The following is an 18135-nucleotide window of genomic DNA, read 5'->3' on the forward strand; positions in this document are numbered from 1 at the left end:
CGCTCACCCGAGAAAGCTCAGCCGGACCTTGCGGCTCGGATTGTCCACGTTGGTGTCCACCAGGCAGACGGACTGCCAGGTGCCCAGTTCCAGCGCGCCGCCGATCACGGGGAGCGTCGCGTGCGGCGGGACGAGGGCGGGCAGGACGTGGTCGCGGCCGTGGCCGGGCGTGCCGTGGCGGTGCTGCCAGCGTTCGTCCGCCGGGAGCAGGGTGTGCAGCGCCGCGAGCAGGTCGTCGTCGCTGCCCGCGCCGGTCTCGATGACGCCGATGCCGGCGGTGGCGTGCGGGACGAAGACGTTGAGGAGCCCGTCGCGGCCCCGGGCCGCTTCCCGCAGGAAGGACTCGCAGTCGCGGGTGAGGTCGACGACGCGCTCGCTTGAGCCCGTGTCGACGGTGAGGATTCGGGTCGTGAATGCGTCGGACATGCCGTCATTGTCCCCCGGAACGCCCAGCTCACGCCTGTCCTGTCGCCCTGGGCGCGCCCGGCCCGGCACCAGTCCCCCTTCCAGGACTTGCGCCCGCCCCCTGATACGGGCGGTCCACCCGGTGAGACGGCATTGACCGTGCGCCGGGGAACTGGCTACGTTCTGCGGCATGTTGCGTTCAGCCCTGCTCACCACGCGCGGTCACATCGACCTGCTGCGGGTGGCCTCCGCCGCGTGTCGCCTCGGCCGCTGACGCCTTCTCGCGCCTCTTCCGGCCCCCTGCGCAACATCACCCTCACCTCCCTGCCCCGGCTCTCGCCTCCCGTGCGCCCCTCTCGGCACCGGCCCCCGCTCTCGCGCTCCGGGCCCGCCCGCCGCTGAGGTGTGCCGTGCCGCCGTCGCGGCACGTCTGACGCCGGGACGCGCTCCCCCGTCCTGGAGTCCCTTTGAGCATCAGCCATGCTCCACCCGCACGCCCTGAGGCAGACATATCCGCTACTTCGGATACGTCCGCGCCCCGACCGGCGCCCGAACTCGCCCCCCTCGTCCCCTCCTCCGCGCGCCGCACCCGCGTACCGCGCTGGCTCCGCCGTACGTCGGGGCCGCTCCTGCTGCTCGCACTGTGGCAACTCCTCAGCTCCACCGGCCTGTTGACACCGGACGTGCTCGCGTCGCCGGGCACGATCGCCCGGGTGGGCGGTGATCTCGTCGCGGACGGTTCCCTGCCGGGCGCGATGGGTGTCTCCCTCCAACGCGTCGCCCTGGGCCTGCTGTTCGGGGTCGTCGTCGGCGTCGGGCTCGCTCTCGTCTCCGGCCTGTTCCGGGTCGGCGAGGACCTTGTCGACGCCAGTGTGCAGATGTTGCGTACGGTGCCGTTCGTCGGTCTGATCCCGCTGTTCATCATCTGGTTCGGCATCGGCGAGGCCCCGAAGATCGCCATCATCACGCTGGGCGTGTCCTTCCCGCTCTATCTGAACGTGTACGCCGGCATCCGGGGCGTCGACTCCCAACTCATCGAGGCAGGCGAGTCATTGGGCCTGAGCCGCTGGGGTCTCGTACGGCATGTCGTCCTGCCCGGCGCGCTACCCGGCGCCATGACCGGGCTGCGGTACTCGCTCGGCATCGCCTGGCTCGCGCTGGTCTTCGCCGAGCAGATCAACGCGGACGCGGGGATCGGCTTCCTGATGGTGCAGGCGCGGGACTTCCTGCGCACCGACGTCATCGTCGTGTGCCTCGTCGTCTACGCGTTCCTCGGCCTGCTCGCCGACTTCGTCGTCCGTACCCTCGAAAGGCTGTTGCTGCAATGGCGACCGACGTTCACCGGCCGGTGACCCCCACCGAGGCACCCGCCGCCGAGGTCAGTGCCGTGCGGGTCGAGGGGCTGACGCGGTCCTTCGACGGGCGGGCCGTCATCGACGATCTGCGACTGACCGTGCGGCCGGGCGAGTTCGTGGCGCTGCTCGGCCGCAGCGGATGCGGCAAGTCGACGCTGCTGCGCGTCCTCGCCGGGCTCGACCGGGACATCGAGGGCACGGTCCTCGTGCCGCGCCGCAAGGCGGTCGCGTTCCAGGCGCCCCGGCTGATGCCATGGAAGCGGGTCTGGCGCAACGTCCTGCTCGGCCTGCCCGACAAACCCGAACGCGCCGTCGCCGAGCGGGCGTTGGCCGAGGTCGGTCTCGGGCAACGCGCGCTGGCCTGGCCGAAGACGCTGTCCGGTGGTGAGGCGCAGCGGGCCTCGCTGGCCCGCGCCCTCGTCCGCGAGCCCGATCTACTGCTGCTGGACGAGCCGTTCGGCGCGCTGGACGCCCTCACCCGGCTCAAGGCGCAACGTCTGGTGGGTGAGTTGTGGCGGCGGCGCGGCTGCGCGGTGCTGCTCGTGACGCATGACGTCGAGGAGGCGGTCCTGCTCGCCGACCGGGTGCTCGTCATGGACGGCGGCGTCATCGCGCACGAGGTCGAGGTCCCGCTGGAGCGGCCGCGCGAGCTGTCCGACCCGGCCGTGGGCGCGCTCCGCGCGGAGTTGCTGCGGCTGCTGGGCGTCGACCACGACGAACCCGGCGCCCCCGAGTGAGCGCGCCCGCTCGCGGTTCCTCACCCCCGGCTCCGGTCGCGGCCCACCCCGCGGCGACCCGCGCCCCTGGCAGGGCGGCCGCGCCGCCGCCTCCCCCTCTCCCCGAACGGACCGACATGCGACGCCCCCTCCTCGTACCCGCCCTGCTGACCCCGCTCGCGCTGCTTCTCGCCGCCTGCTCCGGCGCGTCCTCCGCCGGCACGACCGCCGCCGCGGGCGTCGGCGGCGGCAGGACCGACGGCAAGGGGTCGCTGACCCTCGACGTCGGTGACCAGAAAGGCGGTTCGGAAGCCGTGCTGCGGGCCGCGGGCGAGCTGGACGATCTCACGTACAAGATCCACTGGTCCACCTTCACCTCGGGCCCGCCGCTGCTCGAAGCGGTGAACGCGAAGGCCGTCGACATCGGCGGCGTCGGCAACACCCCGCCCGTCTTCGCCGCGGGCGCCGGATCGAAGATCAAGGTGGTGGCGGCCACGCACGGCACCGCGAAGGGCGACACGATCCTCGTCCCGCACGGCTCGAAGCTGCGCGCCACCGCCGAGTTGAAGGGCCGGTCGGTCGCCGTCGCGCAGGGATCGTCGGCCCACTACCAACTGGTCGCGTCACTCGAGAAGGCCGGCCTCGGACTCAAGGACGTGCACGTCAAATACCTCCAACCGGCCGACGCGCTGGCCGCGTTCACCGCCGGGAAGGTCGACGCGTGGGCCGTGTGGGACCCGTACACCTCGCAGGCACTGCGGGGCGCGAAGGCCCGCGTGCTCACCGACGGCGACGGCATCACGAACGGGCTCGGCTTCCAGGTCGCCTCCCCCACCGCGCTCGCCGACCGTGCGAAGTCCGCCGCCATCAAGGACTATCTGGCGCGGCTGCGGCGCGCTCAGAACTGGGTCCACCGGCATCCCGAGGCGTGGGCCAAGGTGTGGGCCAAGGACACCGGCCTGCCCTACGAGGTGGCGCTCGACGCCGTGAAGCGGACGAACGGCACCCGGGTCTCCGTCGCCGTCGACAAGGCCGCGGTCGCCTCCGAGCAGCAGATCGCGGACGCCTTCACGGAGTTGAAGCTGATCCCGCGCAAGGTCGACTTCTCCGCGTTCGTCGACACCCGGTTCAACGGCGATCTGCCGCCGTCGTCCACCGCCCCGCGCACGTACCCGAAGGAAGGCTGAGCCATGACCGTCCACCTGCACTGGTTCCTGCCGACGGGCGGCGACGGCCGCACGCTCGTCGACCGGCACGCGTTCAGCGGCGGCGCGCTGGAGCGCACGCCGGGCGGCGGTGTCGCCGGGGTGCGCGCGCCGAGCCTCGACTATCTCGTCCAGATCGCCAAGGCCGCCGAACAGCTCGGTTTCGAGGCGGTGCTCACGCCGACGGGCACGTGGTGCGAGGACGCCTGGCTGACCACGGTGGCGCTCGCGCAGCACACCGAACGGCTCAAGTTCCTCGTCGCGTTCCGCCCCGGCCTCCTCTCCCCCACGCTCGCCGCGCAGATGGCGTCGACGTACCAGCGCCTGACCGGCGGGCGGCTGCTCCTGAACGTCGTGACCGGCGGCGACTCCACCGAGCAGCGCCGCTTCGGCGACCGTCTCGACCACGACCGCCGCTACGCCCGCACCGACGAGTTCCTGTCCGTGGTGCGGGGCGTCTGGGGCGCGAGCGCGGGGCGCCCGTTCGACTTCGAGGGCGAGCACTACCGCATCGAGCAGGGTTTCGGGGCGCTGCCGCCGGACCCGGTGCCGCCGATCTTCTTCGGCGGGTCGTCACCGGCCGCCGGGCCGGTCGCCGCCCGGCACACGGATGTGTATCTGACGTGGGGCGAGCCGCCCGCGCAGGTGAAGGAGAAGATCGACTGGATCCGTGAGCTGGCCGAACGGGAGGGGCGCACCGTCCGGTTCGGCATCCGGCTGCACACCATCACGCGCGACTCGGCGCGCGAGGCGTGGGCGACGGCGGACCGGCTGCTCGACGACCTGTCGCCGGAGACGGTCGCGGCCGCGCAGGCCGCGCTCGGGCGCAGCGAGTCGGTCGGGCAGCGGCGGATGCTCGCCCTGCACGGCGGCCGGCGCGAGGGCCTGGAGGTCTCACCGAACCTGTGGGCGGGCGTGGGCCTGGTACGCGGCGGCGCCGGAACCGCGCTGGTCGGCAGCCACGCGGAGGTCGCGGACCGCGTCGAGGAGTACCACGCGCTCGGCGTCGAGCACTTCGTCCTGTCGGGCTACCCGCATCTGGAGGAGGCGTACTGGTTCGGCGAGGGCGTCATCCCGGAACTGGCGGCCCGGGGCCTCCTCCCGGCGGCCGGGGCCACGGGCCCGCGCCGGGACGTGGCGCGGAGCGCGCCGCTGCTGCTGGCGCGCGGACGCTGAGACCCCGCGGCCCCTCCCGCCGCTTCCGCCTGCGCGGGGGGCCGGGACCGCGCTCGGGTCGCCTCGGGGGCGACTCGGGTCGCCTCAGGGCTGGCTCGGGGGCGGCCCGCGGGCGACTAGGGTCGGCTCGGGGCCGCTCGGGGCCGCTCGGGGCCGCTCGGGTCGGCTCGGGGCCGTTCGCTCTCGTTCGGTCTCGTACGGGAAGAAGCAGGACCCCGGCCGGGTTGGTTAAAGCGTGAACGATTTCGGGGTACGGGATGTGCCGGCCGGCCGCGCGCGTGAGGCGCGGCCGGTCGACGTCGTCGTGATCGGCGCCGGTCAGGCCGGTCTGTCCGCCGCCTACCACCTGCGGCGCGTCGGGTATGTGCCGGAGCGGGACTTCGTGGTGCTCGACCACGCGCCCGCGCCCGGCGGCGCCTGGCAGTTCCGCTGGCCCTCCCTCACCTACGGCAAGGTCCACGGGATGCACGCGCTGCCCGGCATGGAGCTGACCGGCGCCGACCCCGACCGGCCCTCGTCCGAGGTGATCTCCGGCTACTTCGCCGCGTACGAGGACGCCTTCGACCTGCGCGTCCGGCGACCCGTCGAGGTGCGCCGGGTGCGGGAGGGCGAAGGCGGGCGGCTGCTCGTGGAGACCTCCGACGGCACCTGGTCGACGCGGGCGCTGATCAACGCGACGGGCACCTGGGACCGCCCGTTCTGGCCGCGCTACCCGGGGCAGGAGTCGTTCCGCGGGCGGCAACTGCACACCGCGCAGTATCCGGGGCCCCGCGAGTTCGCCGAGCAGCGGGTCGTCGTGGTCGGCGGCGGCGCGTCCGGCACCCAGCACCTGATGGAGATCGCCCCGTACGCGGCACGGACGTACTGGGTGACGCGCCGCCCGCCGGTGTTCCGCGAGGGGCCCTTCGACCAAGAGCGCGGCCGGGCGGCGGTGGCGCTCGTCGAGGACCGGGTGCGGCAGGGGCTCGCCCCGCTGAGCGTGGTCTCGGTGACGGGGCTGCCGGTGAACGACGCGATCCGCGAGGCCCGCGCCAACGGCGTCCTCGACCGGCTGCCCATGTTCGACCGGATCACCGAGACGGGCGTGGCCTGGGACGACGGCCGCGCGATCGACGCGGACGTCATCTTGTGGGCCACCGGTTTCCGCGCGGCGATCGACCATCTGGCACCGCTGAAACTGCGGGAGCCGGGCGGCGGCATCCGCATGGAGGGCACGCGCGCGGCGCTCGATCCCCGGGTACATCTGGTCGGGTACGGGCCTTCCGCGAGCACCATCGGCGCCAACCGCGCCGGACGCGCCGCGGTCCGCGACATCCAGCGCCTGCTGACGCCCCGGGCCGGGGCTGAGGAAGGGTCGGCGGGGCCGGCCGGGGCTGAGGCGGCGGCCGGGGTCACCGCCTGATCGTCCGGTGTACCGGCGCGCCCGGCTCCCCCTCCCCCGGCCGGTCGGTCGTCGGGGCGCGGGGGGCCTACTCGACCGGCGGCCCCTCAGCCGGAGCCGTTCGAAGCGGCCTGGTTCTTGTTGAACTCCTCGACGTTCCTCTTGTGCTGCTCATAGTCCCCGGTGAACCGCGTGTCGCCGGGCTTGACCGTCACGAAGTACAGCCAGTCCCCGTGCGGCGGGTCCAGCGCCGCCTTCATCGCCTGCTCCCCCGGGTTGTCGATCGGCGTCGGCGGCAGCCCCTTGCGCGCGTACGTGTTGTACGGACTGCGGGTGCGGGTGTCCTCGTGGGTGGTGGCGAGCGTGGAACGGCCGAGCGCGTAGTTGATGGTGGAGTCCATCTGGAGCGGCATCCCGCGGTTGAGCCTGTTGTAGACGACGCGGGCGACCTTGCCCATGTCCGCCGCGTTGTCCGCCTCGGCCTCGACGATGCTCGCCACGATCACGGCCTGGTACGCGTTCACCCCGTTGCCCTGGGCGCCCGCTGCGCTCCGCGCGCCCTGGAACTTCTTGTTCGCCGTGTCCACCATGTACGCGAGCAGCGACCTCGGTGTCGACTTGTCGCTGAGCGGATAGGTCGCCGGGAAGAGGTAGCCCTCCGGGTTGCCGCCGGCCTCGGCGGGCAGCCGCAGGTCCGCGTTCGGGACCGCCTTCTTCGTGGTGCCGGGCGGGACGTCCAGCGCCTTGTCGACGGCCTCGTACACCTGCGTCGCGCGCCGGCCCTCCGGGATCGTCAGCGTCCGGGGCCCGCCTGGGCCCCCGCCGGAGAGCAGCAGCGGGACCGCGACGGCGATGGCCACCACGACGGCCCCGATGACCAGCAGGGCGATGCGTCCTCGGCGCGTCAGTCGTGTCCCGCGGCGGCGCGGAGTCTCGTTCACCATGCCGGAACGGTAACCCGACCCCTGCGACAACCCCGACATATCTTCATCCCGGGCCGTCGCCTCACACCACGGTCTCCAGCCTCACGCCACTGTCTCCAGCCGCGTGTCGCGCTGGACGAGTGCCGCGTAGCGCCCCTGTCTGCGCAGCAGTTCCTCGTGGGTGCCGCTCTCGGCTATGCGGCCGCCGTCCAGGACGACGATCTGGTCGGCGTCGCGGATCGTGGAGAGGCGGTGCGCGATGGTGAGCGTCGTGCGGTCGGCGGACAGGGCGTCGATGGCTTCCTGCACGGCGTGCTCGGTGCGGGTGTCCAGGGCGCTGGTCGCCTCGTCGAGTACGAGGATCGGCGGGTCGCGCAGGATCGTGCGGGCGATGGCCAGGCGCTGCTTCTCGCCGCCGGAGAAGCGGTGCCCGCGCTCGCCGACCACGGTGTCGTACCCGTCGGGCAGGGCGGCTATGTGGTCGTGGATCTGGGCCGCGCGGGCCGCCGCGTGCAGTTCCTCGTCGGTCGCGTCGGGCTTGGCGAACCGGAGGTTGTCCGCGACCGTCGCGTGGAAGAGGTACGTCTCCTGCGAGACGACGCCGACCGCGCGGGCCAGGGTGTCGAAGTCCAGGTCGCGCACATCGACGCCGTCGATGGTGACCCGGCCGCCCGTCACGTCGTACAGGCGCGGCACGAGATGGCTGAGCGTGGACTTTCCGGAGCCGGTGGGGCCGACGACGGCGAGGCTGCCGCCCGCGGGGACGGAGATGTCGATGCCGGCGAGCACGGGCCGCTGCCGCGCGTCCTCGGTGTCGTAGCGGAAGTCGACGTCCTCGAAGCGGATCTCGCCCTTGACGGTGTCGAGGTGGACCGGGTCCGGCCGCTCGGTGATGTCGACGGGCAGGTCGAGGTATTCGAAGATGCGCTGGAAGAGGGCGAGCGAGGTCTGGATCTGGACGCCGGTCTGGAGCAGGCTCACGGTCGGCCGGAACAGGCCCTGCTGGAGCGAGACGAACGCGACGAGCGTGCCGATGGAGACGGTCGGGCCGCCGAGCTGGAAGGCGATGCCGGCCGCCCAGTAGATGACGGCGGGCATGGCGGCCATGACGATGCTGATGACGGCCATCCGCCAGCGGCCCGCCATGTTCGACCGGACTTCGAGGTCGACGAGCTGGTCGGACTCCTCGGCGAAGGAGCGGGTGAGGGAGTCGGCGCGGCCCATGGTGCGGCCGAGCAGGATGCCGCTGACGGAGAGCGACTCGGTGACGGTCGCCGCCATGACGGCCATCTGCTTCTGGCGCTGCGTGGCGATCTTCTTGCGCTCGCGGCCGACGCGCCGGGCTATCCACACGAACACCGGCAGCAGGAGCAGTGAGACGACGGTCAGGCGCCAGTCGAGCGCGACCATGGCGACGACGGTGGCGACGACACTCGTCAGATTGGACACGAGGGAGGTCGCGGTGGAGGTCACGGTCGCCTGCATGCCGCCGATGTCGTTGGCGATGCGGGACTGGACCTCGCCCGTGCGGGTGCGGGTGAAGAAGGCGAGCGACATGCTCTGCAACCGGCCGTAGACGGCGGTGCGCAGGTCGTGCATGACGCGCTGGCCGACGGTGGTCGAGATGAGGGTCTGCAGGACGCCGAAGACGCTCGTGACGACGGCGCTGACGATCATGCCGAGGGCGAGCAGGCTGAGCAGCCCTGTGCGGCCCTGCGGGATGGCGACGTCGAGGATCTCCTTGAGCAGGAACGGCGTCGCCACGGTGACCAGGGACGCGGCGGCGACGAGCAGCCCGACGACGGCGAGGCGGCCTCGGTAGGGGCGGAAGAGGGTCAGGATCCGGCGGATCTGGCGCGGCCGGCCCGATGCGGTGGCATCAGGAGGGGGCGTCCAGTCGATGTCTGCGTGGCGCATGGGCCTCCTAGGCGTACGGGACACGGGGCACGGGCTCGGCCGGTACGGAGGGACCGGGCCCGGCCATGAGGAGCATAGCTCATTGTTACCTATACTCACAATGCACGGGGTCCTGATAATGTTCCCGCATGAGTACCCCGGACGCCGACGGCTTCCTCGCCGAGCAGCTCCTGCGGCTGACCCGCCGCCTCTACCGCATCCAGAAGCGGCAACTGGAGCCGGTCGGGATCACGCCCGCACAGTCCCGGCTGCTGCGCACGCTGGTGCACTACGACACGCCGCCGCGGATGGCGGACCTGGCCGAGCGCCTCGAGGTCGTGCCGCGCGCCGTGACCAGCACCGTCGACGGCCTGGAGGCGGCCGACATGGTGCGCCGGGTGCCCGATCCGACCAACCGCCGGGTGATCAGGATCGAACTGACCGAGCGGGGCAGGACCGCCCTGCGGGAGCTGCGCGGCGCGCGCCGCGCGGCCGCAGAGGAGATCCTGGCCCCATTGGACGCGGGCCAGCGCGCGCAGCTCACCACTTTGCTGAACGCGCTGTTCGAAGCCCCGCGCGACCGCGACTGCTGAACTGTGGAGAGGCCATGCCGCTGCTGGAGCCGAAGCCGGAAGCACTGCGACCCGGGAGCCGCCGCGCGGCCCCCGCGCCCGACCGGGTCACGGACGGGCAGGCGGGCGGCACGCCCGAACCGCTGCGCTCGGAGCTGATCCGGCTGCTCGGCGCGGACAAGGTCCTCACCGGCGTCTCCGACCTCGTGCGCTACGCCTCGGACGCGAGCCCGTACCGCTTCGTACCGCAGGTCGTCGTGGTCGCCGAGGACATCGACGACGTCTCGGCGGTCCTGTCGTACGCGCACGGCAAGGGCCGCGAGGTCGTCTTCCGCGCGGCCGGCACCTCGCTCAATGGTCAGGCGCAGGGCGAGGACATCCTCGTCGACGTCCGTAAGTTCTGGTCGGGCGTGGAGGTGCTCGGCGACGGCGAGCGGGCCCGGATCGGCCCCGGCACCACGATCGTCCGGGCCAACGTGACGCTGGCCCGGCACGGCCGCGTCCTCGGCCCCGACCCGGCGAGCGCCATCGCCTGCACGATCGGCGGCGTCGTCGCCAACAACGCGTCGGGCATGACCGCCGGCACCACCCGCAACTCCTACCGCACGGTCGCCTCGCTGACGTTCGTGCTGCCGTCCGGCACCGTCGTGGACACCGGCGACCCGCGCGCCGACGAGGACCTGGCCCGCTCCGAGCCGGAGCTGTGCGAGGGCCTGCTCGCCATCAAGCGGGAGATCGAGGCGGACGCGGAGCTGACCCGCCGTATCCGCGCCAAGTACGAGATCAAGAACACGAACGGGTACCGGCTCGACGCGTTCCTGGACGGTGCGACGCCGGTCGAGATCCTGCGCGGCCTGATGGTGGGCTCGGAGGGCACGTTCGGGTTCATCTCCGAGGTCGTCTTCGACACGCTGCCGCTGGACCGGAAGGTGTCGACGGCCCTGCTGTTCTTCCCGTCGCTGCCGGCGGCCGCGGCGGCGGTTCCCGTGTTCAACGAGGCGGGCGCCCTCGCCGTCGAGCTGATGGACGGCAACACCCTGCGCGCGTCGGTCAGCGTGCAGGGCGTCCCGCAGGACTGGGCGCGGCTGCCGAAGGAGACGACGGCGCTGCTGGTGGAGTTCCGCGCCCCCGACGAGGAGCGGCAGCGCGCGTACGAGGAGGCCGCGGCCAAGGCGCTGGAAGGGCTCGAACTGGTGGCGCCGGTCCCCTCCGTGACCAACGAGTTCACGCGGGACGCGAAGACGATCGCCGGCTACTGGAAGGCCCGTAAGGCGTTCGTGACGGCGGTCGGCGGGTCGCGTCCCTCGGGCACGACCCTCATCACGGAGGACTTCGCGGTGCCGCCGTCGCGGCTCGCCGAGGCGTGTGAGGCGCTGCTGGAGCTCCAGACGCGGCACGGCTTCGACGCGGCCGTCGCGGGGCACGCGGCCCACGGGAACCTGCACTTCCTGCTGGCGTTCGACGCGGGCGACCCGGCGGACGTCGAGCGGTACGCGGCGTTCATGGACGACTTCTGCCGCCTGACGGTCGAGCGGTTCGACGGCTCGCTCAAGGCCGAGCACGCGACCGGGCGGAACATCGCGCCGTTCCTGGAGCTGGAGTGGGGCCCGCGCGCCACCGAACTGATGTGGCGTACGAAGCAGGTCATCGACCCGGACGGGGTGCTCGCGCCGAGGATCGTGCTGGACCGGGACCCGAAGGCGCATCTGCGCGGCCTGAAGACGATCCCCAAGGTCGAGCTGATCGCCGACCCGTGCATCGAGTGCGGGTTCTGCGAGCCGACCTGCCCGAGCGAGGACCTGACGACGACGCCCCGGCAGCGGATCGTGCTGCGGCGCGAGATGATGCGCCAGCCCGCGGGCTCGCCGGTCGAGGACGCGCTGATCGACGCGTACGGCTATGACGCGGTGGACACCTGCGCGGGCGACTCGACGTGCAAGCTGGCGTGCCCGGTCGGCATCGACACGGGCGCCTTCATGAAGGGCTTCCGGCACGCCCGGCACTCGCCGCGCGAGGAGCGGGTCGCCGCGCTGGCCGCGAAGAACTTCAAGGCGGTCGAGGCGTCCGCGCGGCTCGCGGTGGCGGCGGCCGACAAGATCGGCGACCGGCTGCTGACGGCGGTCACGGGCGCCGCCCGCAAGGCCGTGCGCCCCGATCTGGTGCCCGAGTGGCTGCCGGAGATCCCGGGCGCCGCCGCCCGCAAGCTGCCGCGTACCGAGCGGGTGGGGGCCGCCGCCGTGTACTACCCGGCGTGCGTGAACCGCATCTTCGGCACGCCCGGCGATGTGACGCTGCCGCAGGCGGTCGTCGCCGTCTCCGCGCGCGCGGGGAAGCCGGTGTGGATCCCCGGGGACGTCGCGGGCACGTGCTGCGCCACGATCTGGCACTCGAAGGGCTACGACGAGGGCAACACGGTGATGGCGAACCGGATCGTGGAGGCCGCCTGGGGCTGGACCGCGGGCGGCCGGCTCCCGCTGGTGGTCGACGCGTCGTCGTGCACGCTGGGCATCGCGCACGAGGTGGTGCCGTACCTCACCGACGACAACCGGGCGCTGCACGCGGAACTGACCGTCGTCGACTCCATCGTGTGGGCGGCGGAGGAGCTGCTGCCCGAGCTGACGATCCGGCGCACGGTCGGGTCCGCCGTGCTGCATCCGACCTGCTCGATGGAACACCTGGGCGACGTGGCGCAGTTGAAGGCGGTCGCCGAGGCGTGCGCGGACGAGGTGGTGGTGCCGGACGACGCGGGCTGCTGCGCGTTCGCGGGCGACCGGGGCATGCTGCACAAGGAGTTGACCGAGTCCGCGACCCGCAAGGAAGCGGCGGAGGTCACCTCGCGCGCGTACGACGCCCATCTCTCGGCGAACCGGATGTGCGAGGTCGGCATGGACCACGCGACGGGCCGCTCCTACCGGTCGGTGCTGTTGGAGCTGGAGCGCGCCACGCGCCCCGGCCGTCGCTGACCACGGGGGCCTCTACGGTCCATCAGCCCCGGCCCGTACGGAACAGACCGCACTGGACAGACCGTAAGGACCCGACCGCACACGACAGACCGTAAGGAACAAGCCAAGGGGCGGTAAAGGAAGTCCAAGTACTTCTTCCTTTCCGTCCCTTGCGCCTGTCCCGTACCGCCTCCAGGGTGGCTGCCGTTCGACCGGCACCGCACCCACCACCGTGGAGGTTCGATGCACGACCACGAGCACGTCACCCACACCGGCGCCCCTGCCGACGCTCCCGCCGATAGCGGTCACCCCGGGGACATCGGGCACGCCGGGCATGCCGGGCACGCCGACATCGGGACAGGGAGCGGCCGTTCGCGGCGGGACGTCCTGCGGACGGCCGGGGTGGCCGGCGCGGGCCTCGGCCTCGCCGCGTTCGGGGGCTCCTCCCCCGCGACGGCCGCACCGCAGGCCGCCGGGGCGGGCCAGGCGGAGGCGAGCGCCATGGCCACGCCCGCGCGGCAGGGCCGGACCATGGTCGGCGTGCCGTTCGAGCGGCGCTCCACCGTGCGCGTCGGCATCGTGGGCCTCGGCAACCGGGGCGGCGGCATGATCGACCTCTTCCTGGCCATGCCGGGCGTGCGCGTCGTCGCGCTGTGCGACCCGGTGAAGGACAAGACGCAGCGCGCGGCGGCGAAGGTGACGGCGGCGGGCCAGCCGGCGCCCGCGACCTATGTCAAGGGCGAACACGACTTCGAGAACCTGTGCAAGCGCGGTGACCTCGATTTCGTGTACGTGGCGACGCCCTGGGACTGGCACTTCGAGATGGCGAAGACGGCCATGCTGAACGGCAAGCACGTCGGCGTCGAATGTCCCGTCGCGCTCCAGCTCGACCAGTTGTGGGAGCTGGTGGACCTGTCGGAACGTACGCGCCGCCACTGCATGCAGTTGGAGAACTGTTGTTACGGGCGCAACGAGATGCGTGTCCTGCGCATGGCGCACGCGGGCAAGTTCGGCGAGCTGCTGCACGGCGCGGGCGCCTACAACCACGATCTGCGGGGCCTGATGTTCGACCCCGACTACTACGAGGGGCCGTGGCGCCGGTTGTGGCACACGCGGCTGCGCGGCGACCTCTACCCGAACCACGGATTCGGGCCGGTCGCCTCCTACATGGACGTCAACCGGGGCGACCGCGTCACGCACATCTCCAGCTTCGGCACGCCCGCGCTGGGCCTCGCCGCGTACCGCGCGGAGCACATGCCGAAGGGCGACCCGAGTTGGAAGGAGACGTACATCGAGTCGGACCGCACGATCAGTCTCCTCCAGACGGCCAAGGGGCGCGTGATCCGTCTGGAGCACGACGTCAGCACCCCGCACCCGTACTCGCGGATCAACCAGCTCGGCGGCACGAAGGGCGTGTTCGAGGACTACCCGGCGCGGATCTACATCGAGCCGGACCACTCCGACGACGAGTGGGGCGACTTCGCGCGGTACGCCGACTGGGACCACTGGCTGTGGAAGGAGCACGCGAACCCGCCCGGCGGCCACGGCGGCATGGACTACATCATGGTGTACCGCCTGATGCAGACGATGCGCCTGGGACTCGTACCGGACTTCGACGTGTACGACGCGGCCACCTGGACCTCGCCGGTCCCGCTGAGCCATCTGTCGATCAAGGCGCAGGGCGCGCCGCAGCAGATCCCCGACTTCACGCGCGGCGAGTGGAGGCACGCGCGCCCCGGACTGGACTCCGAGAAGCCGCAGGAGGCGTAGCGGCCCGGCCTCCCGTCCCCGGTCGCGTCGCGTGGTGTGGCGCGTCCGGGGGCAGGAGGCCGTCATGTCCGGCCGGCGGCCCGGGCTCAGGCGGCCTGCACGGAAGGGGTCCGCGTCTCGGCCCGTTCCGTGCGGCGGCGCGCCGCCGGGCCGGGGTCCAGCGAGGGGACCGCGGCGAGGAGTTGCCGGGTGTACGGGTCCCGCGGTGCCGCGTACACCGTCTCCGCGTCGCCCTCCTCCACGATCCGGCCCGCGCGCATGACGGCGACCCGGTCGCTGATCTGGCGTACGACGGCCAGGTCGTGGGCGATGAAGACCAAGGCGAGTCCCAGCTCCCGCTGCAACCGGCGCAGCAGGGCGATGACCTGTGCCTGGGTCGTCACGTCGAGCGCCGACACGGCCTCGTCGCAGACGATCAGGTCCGGGTCCGCGGCCAGGGCGCGGGCGATGCCGACCCGCTGGCGCTGGCCCCCGCTGAACTCGTGCGGGTAGCGGTCGTAGTGGCCGGGATCGAGGCCGACGCGTTCGAGCAGGTCGCCGACGCGGGACCGGATGGCGTGCTCGTCGCGCCCGCCCGCGGCCCGCAGCGGGTCGGCGACGGACTCGCCGATGGAGCGGCGCGGGTTGAGCGAGGACTGCGGGTCCTGGAAGACCATCTGGACGCGTGCCCGCCGCAGCAGACTGCCCGATGTGGGGGCGAGCAGCCCGACGAGCATGCGGCCGAGCGTGGTCTTGCCGCTTCCGCTCTCCCCCACGACGCCCAGCACCTCGCCCGGGCGGACGGTCAGGGAGACGCCGTCGACGGCGGTGTGGGCGGCCGCGCCCTTGCCGAAGACCCGTACGACATCGACGGCCTCGACCAGCGGCGCGCCCGCGCCCCGCGCGTCCCCGGCCGCCGGCGCCCCGTCGCCCGCCGCCGTGGTCGCCCCGGCGTCCCCCGCGTCCCGCACGTCCCCCACGCCCCGCGCCGCGACGGCGCTCCCGGGGGCCGGGATACGCGGCACCGCCGCCAGCAGCGCCCGGGTGTACGGCTCGCGGGGCGCCCGCAGCACGTCCTCGACCGGGCCGCGTTCGACGGCTTCGCCCGACTTCATCACGAGCACGTCGTCCACGGACTCGGCCGCGACCGCCACGTCGTGCGTGACGAGGAGCAGGCCCATGCCGGTCTCCGTCCGCAACTGGTGCAGCAGGTCCAGGATCTGGGCCTGCACCGTCACGTCGAGCGCGGTGGTCGGCTCGTCGGCGATGAGCAGCCGGGGTTCGCAGGCCAGCGCCATGGCGATGAGCGCCCGCTGGCGCATGCCGCCGGAGAACTCGTGCGGCCTGGACCGGGCGCGCCGCGCCGCGTCGGGGATGCGGACCCGGTCGAGCACCTCGACGGCCCGCGCCCGCGCCGCCCGCCGGGAGACGCGGTGGTGCGCCCGGTAGACCTGCGCGATCTGGTCACCGACCGCGTAGTACGGGTCGAGCGAGGACAGCGGGTCCTGGAAGACCATCGCGGCGAGGCCGCCGCGCAGCTCCCGCAGTCCGGCCGCGTCCGCCGCGTTCACGTCCACGCCGGCGACCCGGACCGCGCCGCTGACCTCGGCACCCGTACCCCGGTGCAGGCCGAGGAGGGCGTACGCCGTGGCGCTCTTGCCGGAGCCTGACTCGCCGACGACACCGAGCGCGCGGCCCGGCTCAAGCGTGAACGACAGGTCGTGGACGGCGCGTACGTCACCGAACGCGATGGAGAGACGGGAGACATCGATCAGGCTCATGCGAGCACCACCCTTCGGTCGGCGAGCGCGTGCAGGACGTCCGCGACGGCGTTGGCGAGGACGACGAAGAATCCGGTGGTGAGGACCAGGCCGACGACGACCGGGAGGTCCACCTTCTTGACGGCTTCCACGAGTTCGCGGCCCACCCCGGGGATGCCGAACAGGGACTCGGTGAGGACCGCGCCGCCGAACATCGCGCCCACGTCGAGCGCGGCGAGGGCGATGACGGGCGCGAGGGCGCCGCGCAGGGCGTGCCGTCCGACCAGCGTCCGTTCGCTGATCCCGTACGCGCGGAAGGTGCGGATGTGGTCCTCGGCCAGCGTCTCCAGCATGGCCGAGCGCGTCATACGGGCGTAGGGCGCGGCGGAGACGAGAGCGAGCGCGATCCACGGCAGCAGCAGGTTCCACGCCCACTGTTCGGGATCGTCGGTGAAGGGCACGTAGTCCGGAAAGGGCAGGATCTGCAGCCAGGTCACCGCGAGGATGATGAGCAGCAGGCCGATGACGAACACGGGCGTCGCCATGCCCGCGAGGGTGATCCAGGTCAGGACGCGTTCGGTAATCCGGCCGCGCCGCCACACCGACAGGGCGCCGGTGCCGACGCCGAGCAGCATCCACAGGACGAAGGCGCCGGCGACGAGGGAGGCGGTCGCCGGGAGCTTGGCGAGGATGAGTCCGGTGACCTGCTGGTCGCTCTGGTACGAGAGGCCGAGGCAGGGCGCCGGGCAGTGCGTCACGCCGGTCCCGGTGGAGTAGTCGCGGCCCGTGAAGAGTGCCTCGACGAAGTGGGCGTACTGGACGTACAGCGGGTCGCCGAGGTGCAACTGCTCGCTGACCTGCGCGACTTGCGCGGGCGAGCAGCGCGGCCCGCACGCGATCTGCGCGACGTCACCGGGAGCGACGTAGAACGCGGCGTAGACGACCATGCTGAGGGCGACGAGGACGAAGACCGCGCCGCTCGCGCGCCGGAGGAGGAAGCCTGTCATGCGCCGGCCTCCTTCGCGCGCGTGCCGCGTCCGGCGCGGCCCGTGCCTCCGGTGCCTCCCGTGCGTCCGGTGCGTCCGGTGCCGATCCGCAGCCGGGACTCCGCGCGCGGGTCGAGCGCGGTGCGCACGCCGTCACCGAGGACGGTCAGCGCGAGGACGGTGCCGAACAGGAGCAGGGCGGGGATCAGGAGATAGCCGGGCGCGGCCTGGTACCAGGCGTCGGCGCTGCTGAGCATCTGCCCCCAGGACGGTGTGGGCGGTTTGATGCCGACGCCGAGGAAGGACAGGGCCGCCTCGACCACGATGTTGGCGGGGAAGAGGAGCACGGCGTACGTGAGGACGGGCGTGGCCAGGGCCGGAAGCAGCTCGCGCCGGGCGACCTGCGGGCCGCTCCAGCCGCTGAGCCGGGCGGCGGCGACATGGTCGAGGGACTTGAGGGCGAGGGTCTGCGCCCGCACGATCTTCGACGTGCCCGACCATCCGACGAGGCCGATGATCAGGGCGATCAGGACCGGGCGCGGGAAGGACGCGGGGACGACGGCGAGCGCGCCGAGCGCGATGACCATGGTGGGCAGGGCGACCATGACGTCGGTGACGCGGCTGAGGGCCTGGTCGACGAAGCGGTTGCCGAGTCCGGCGGCGAGCCCGACGGCGACGCCGACGGCCACCTGGACGAGGGTCGCGGCGAGCGCCACGCCGAGCGAGACGCGCGCGCCGTACACGACGCGGGCGAACAGGTCGCGGCCGGTGAGGGGTTCGACGCCGAGCCAGTGGTCGGCGCTGATGCCGCCGAACGAGCCGAGCGGGACGCCTCCGGTGGCCGAGTCGACCAGGGCCGGGTGGTAGGTGGTGGGGTCCTGCCCCTCCAGCGCGGTGAGCAGGGGTGCGGCGAGGGCGACGAGGACGAGGAGGGCGACGGCCGCGCCCGCGACGAGGGCCGCGCGGCGCTCGCGCAGGCGCCGCCAGAACGAGCGGCCCCCGGCGGCGGGGGCCGCGTGCACGGCCCCCGCCGGTTCCGTCTCCTCGGCGAGGAGTGTCTGTGTCATGG

At 72.9% G+C, this 18135-nt stretch carries 15 protein-coding genes; 9 read left to right on the forward strand and 6 right to left on the reverse strand.

The window, feature by feature from the left end; genetic code table 11:
* Positions 1–3: 3 nt before the first annotated feature.
* On the reverse strand, positions 4–426 hold the full coding sequence (locus ACZ7LY_RS19535) for a YjbQ family protein (RefSeq protein ID WP_471625879.1): 423 nt from the start codon (positions 424–426) through the stop codon (positions 4–6).
* A gap of 169 nt (positions 427–595) precedes the next feature.
* Between ACZ7LY_RS19535 and ACZ7LY_RS19540 the strand changes: the two genes are divergently transcribed.
* The 6 genes from ACZ7LY_RS19540 (at position 596) to ACZ7LY_RS19565 (ending at position 6259) form a co-directional block, all read left to right on the forward strand.
* Entirely contained in the window at positions 596–679 is an 84-nt protein-coding gene (locus ACZ7LY_RS19540; RefSeq protein ID WP_471625918.1) for a putative leader peptide, read from the forward strand.
* Between the two features lie 193 nt (positions 680–872).
* Positions 873–1757: an ABC transporter permease gene (locus tag ACZ7LY_RS19545; protein WP_471625880.1), complete on the forward strand. Its 885-nt coding sequence runs from the start codon at positions 873–875 to the stop codon at positions 1755–1757.
* Positions 1730–2497 (forward strand): ABC transporter ATP-binding protein, encoded by a 768-nt coding sequence (locus ACZ7LY_RS19550; RefSeq protein WP_471625881.1) that lies wholly within the window; start codon positions 1730–1732, stop codon positions 2495–2497. Before ACZ7LY_RS19545 ends, ACZ7LY_RS19550 begins: the two co-directional genes overlap by 28 nt.
* Before the next feature lie 116 nt (positions 2498–2613).
* Complete coding sequence (locus ACZ7LY_RS19555; protein WP_471625882.1) at positions 2614–3663, forward strand: ABC transporter substrate-binding protein; 1050 nt, start codon at positions 2614–2616, stop codon at positions 3661–3663.
* Between the two features lie 3 nt (positions 3664–3666).
* Complete coding sequence (locus tag ACZ7LY_RS19560; protein ID WP_471625883.1) at positions 3667–4857, forward strand: LLM class flavin-dependent oxidoreductase; 1191 nt, start codon at positions 3667–3669, stop codon at positions 4855–4857.
* A 235-nt stretch (positions 4858–5092) separates the two neighbouring features.
* Positions 5093–6259 (forward strand): NAD(P)-binding domain-containing protein, encoded by a 1167-nt coding sequence (locus ACZ7LY_RS19565; protein ID WP_471625884.1) that lies wholly within the window; start codon positions 5093–5095, stop codon positions 6257–6259.
* Positions 6260–6345: 86 nt separating this feature from the next.
* On the opposite strand, the gene mltG is transcribed toward ACZ7LY_RS19565, so the two are convergent.
* Positions 6346–7182 carry an endolytic transglycosylase MltG gene (gene mltG, locus ACZ7LY_RS19570; RefSeq protein WP_471625885.1) on the reverse strand — a complete coding sequence of 279 codons (837 nt, stop codon included), beginning with the start codon at positions 7180–7182 and terminating at the stop codon, positions 6346–6348.
* 81 nt (positions 7183–7263) lie between these two features.
* On the reverse strand, positions 7264–9078 hold the full coding sequence (locus tag ACZ7LY_RS19575) for an ABC transporter ATP-binding protein (RefSeq protein WP_471625886.1): 1815 nt from the start codon (positions 9076–9078) through the stop codon (positions 7264–7266).
* Positions 9079–9206: 128 nt separating this feature from the next.
* Here ACZ7LY_RS19575 and ACZ7LY_RS19580 point away from each other — a divergent pair, with 128 nt between their 5' ends.
* The 3 genes from ACZ7LY_RS19580 to ACZ7LY_RS19590 all read left to right on the forward strand — a co-directional run bounded on the left by ACZ7LY_RS19580 (position 9207) and on the right by ACZ7LY_RS19590 (position 14341).
* Positions 9207–9650: a MarR family winged helix-turn-helix transcriptional regulator gene (locus ACZ7LY_RS19580; RefSeq protein ID WP_471625887.1), complete on the forward strand. Its 444-nt coding sequence runs from the start codon at positions 9207–9209 to the stop codon at positions 9648–9650.
* Positions 9651–9664: 14 nt separating this feature from the next.
* Positions 9665–12592, forward strand: a complete 2928-nt coding sequence (locus ACZ7LY_RS19585; RefSeq protein ID WP_471625888.1) for an FAD-binding and (Fe-S)-binding domain-containing protein — start codon at positions 9665–9667, stop codon at positions 12590–12592.
* Positions 12593–12814: 222 nt separating this feature from the next.
* Entirely contained in the window at positions 12815–14341 is a 1527-nt protein-coding gene (locus ACZ7LY_RS19590; protein WP_471625889.1) for a Gfo/Idh/MocA family oxidoreductase, read from the forward strand.
* 86 nt (positions 14342–14427) lie between these two features.
* Here the strand turns inward: ACZ7LY_RS19590 and ACZ7LY_RS19595 are convergent, their stop codons facing one another.
* Genes ACZ7LY_RS19595 through ACZ7LY_RS19605 form a run of 3 tightly spaced genes read right to left on the reverse strand, consistent with a single transcriptional unit; the run spans position 14428 to position 18133 of the window.
* Positions 14428–16101, reverse strand: a complete 1674-nt coding sequence (locus ACZ7LY_RS19595) for a dipeptide ABC transporter ATP-binding protein (protein WP_471625890.1) — start codon at positions 16099–16101, stop codon at positions 14428–14430.
* On the reverse strand, positions 16098–17087 hold the full coding sequence (locus ACZ7LY_RS19600; RefSeq protein ID WP_471625891.1) for an ABC transporter permease: 990 nt from the start codon (positions 17085–17087) through the stop codon (positions 16098–16100). The genes ACZ7LY_RS19595 and ACZ7LY_RS19600 overlap by 4 nt, the downstream gene beginning before the upstream one ends.
* Positions 17084–18133, reverse strand: a complete 1050-nt coding sequence (locus ACZ7LY_RS19605) for an ABC transporter permease (RefSeq protein ID WP_471625892.1) — start codon at positions 18131–18133, stop codon at positions 17084–17086. The genes ACZ7LY_RS19600 and ACZ7LY_RS19605 overlap by 4 nt, the downstream gene beginning before the upstream one ends.
* Between the last annotated feature and the right edge of the window lie 2 nt (positions 18134–18135).

The sequence above is a fragment of the Streptomyces sp. NPDC107550 genome (assembly GCF_055639095.1).

What these genes read in the sequence shown, in the direction of transcription:
- ACZ7LY_RS19560 (WP_471625883.1), top strand. Translation starts at nt 3,667, where the DNA reads ATGACCGTCCACCTGCACTGGTTCCTGCCGACGGGCGGCGACGGCCGC.
- ACZ7LY_RS19600 (WP_471625891.1), bottom strand. Translation starts at nt 17,087, where the DNA reads ATGACAGGCTTCCTCCTCCGGCGCGCGAGCGGCGCGGTCTTCGTCCTC.
- mltG (WP_471625885.1), bottom strand. Translation starts at nt 7,182, where the DNA reads ATGGTGAACGAGACTCCGCGCCGCCGCGGGACACGACTGACGCGCCGA.
- ACZ7LY_RS19605 (WP_471625892.1), bottom strand. Translation starts at nt 18,133, where the DNA reads ATGACACAGACACTCCTCGCCGAGGAGACGGAACCGGCGGGGGCCGTG.
- ACZ7LY_RS19580 (WP_471625887.1), top strand. Translation starts at nt 9,207, where the DNA reads ATGAGTACCCCGGACGCCGACGGCTTCCTCGCCGAGCAGCTCCTGCGG.
- ACZ7LY_RS19585 (WP_471625888.1), top strand. Translation starts at nt 9,665, where the DNA reads ATGCCGCTGCTGGAGCCGAAGCCGGAAGCACTGCGACCCGGGAGCCGC.
- ACZ7LY_RS19550 (WP_471625881.1), top strand. Translation starts at nt 1,730, where the DNA reads ATGGCGACCGACGTTCACCGGCCGGTGACCCCCACCGAGGCACCCGCC.
- ACZ7LY_RS19535 (WP_471625879.1), bottom strand. Translation starts at nt 426, where the DNA reads ATGTCCGACGCATTCACGACCCGAATCCTCACCGTCGACACGGGCTCA.
- ACZ7LY_RS19555 (WP_471625882.1), top strand. Translation starts at nt 2,614, where the DNA reads ATGCGACGCCCCCTCCTCGTACCCGCCCTGCTGACCCCGCTCGCGCTG.
- ACZ7LY_RS19540 (WP_471625918.1), top strand. Translation starts at nt 596, where the DNA reads ATGTTGCGTTCAGCCCTGCTCACCACGCGCGGTCACATCGACCTGCTG.
- ACZ7LY_RS19595 (WP_471625890.1), bottom strand. Translation starts at nt 16,101, where the DNA reads ATGAGCCTGATCGATGTCTCCCGTCTCTCCATCGCGTTCGGTGACGTA.
- ACZ7LY_RS19590 (WP_471625889.1), top strand. Translation starts at nt 12,815, where the DNA reads ATGCACGACCACGAGCACGTCACCCACACCGGCGCCCCTGCCGACGCT.
- ACZ7LY_RS19575 (WP_471625886.1), bottom strand. Translation starts at nt 9,078, where the DNA reads ATGCGCCACGCAGACATCGACTGGACGCCCCCTCCTGATGCCACCGCA.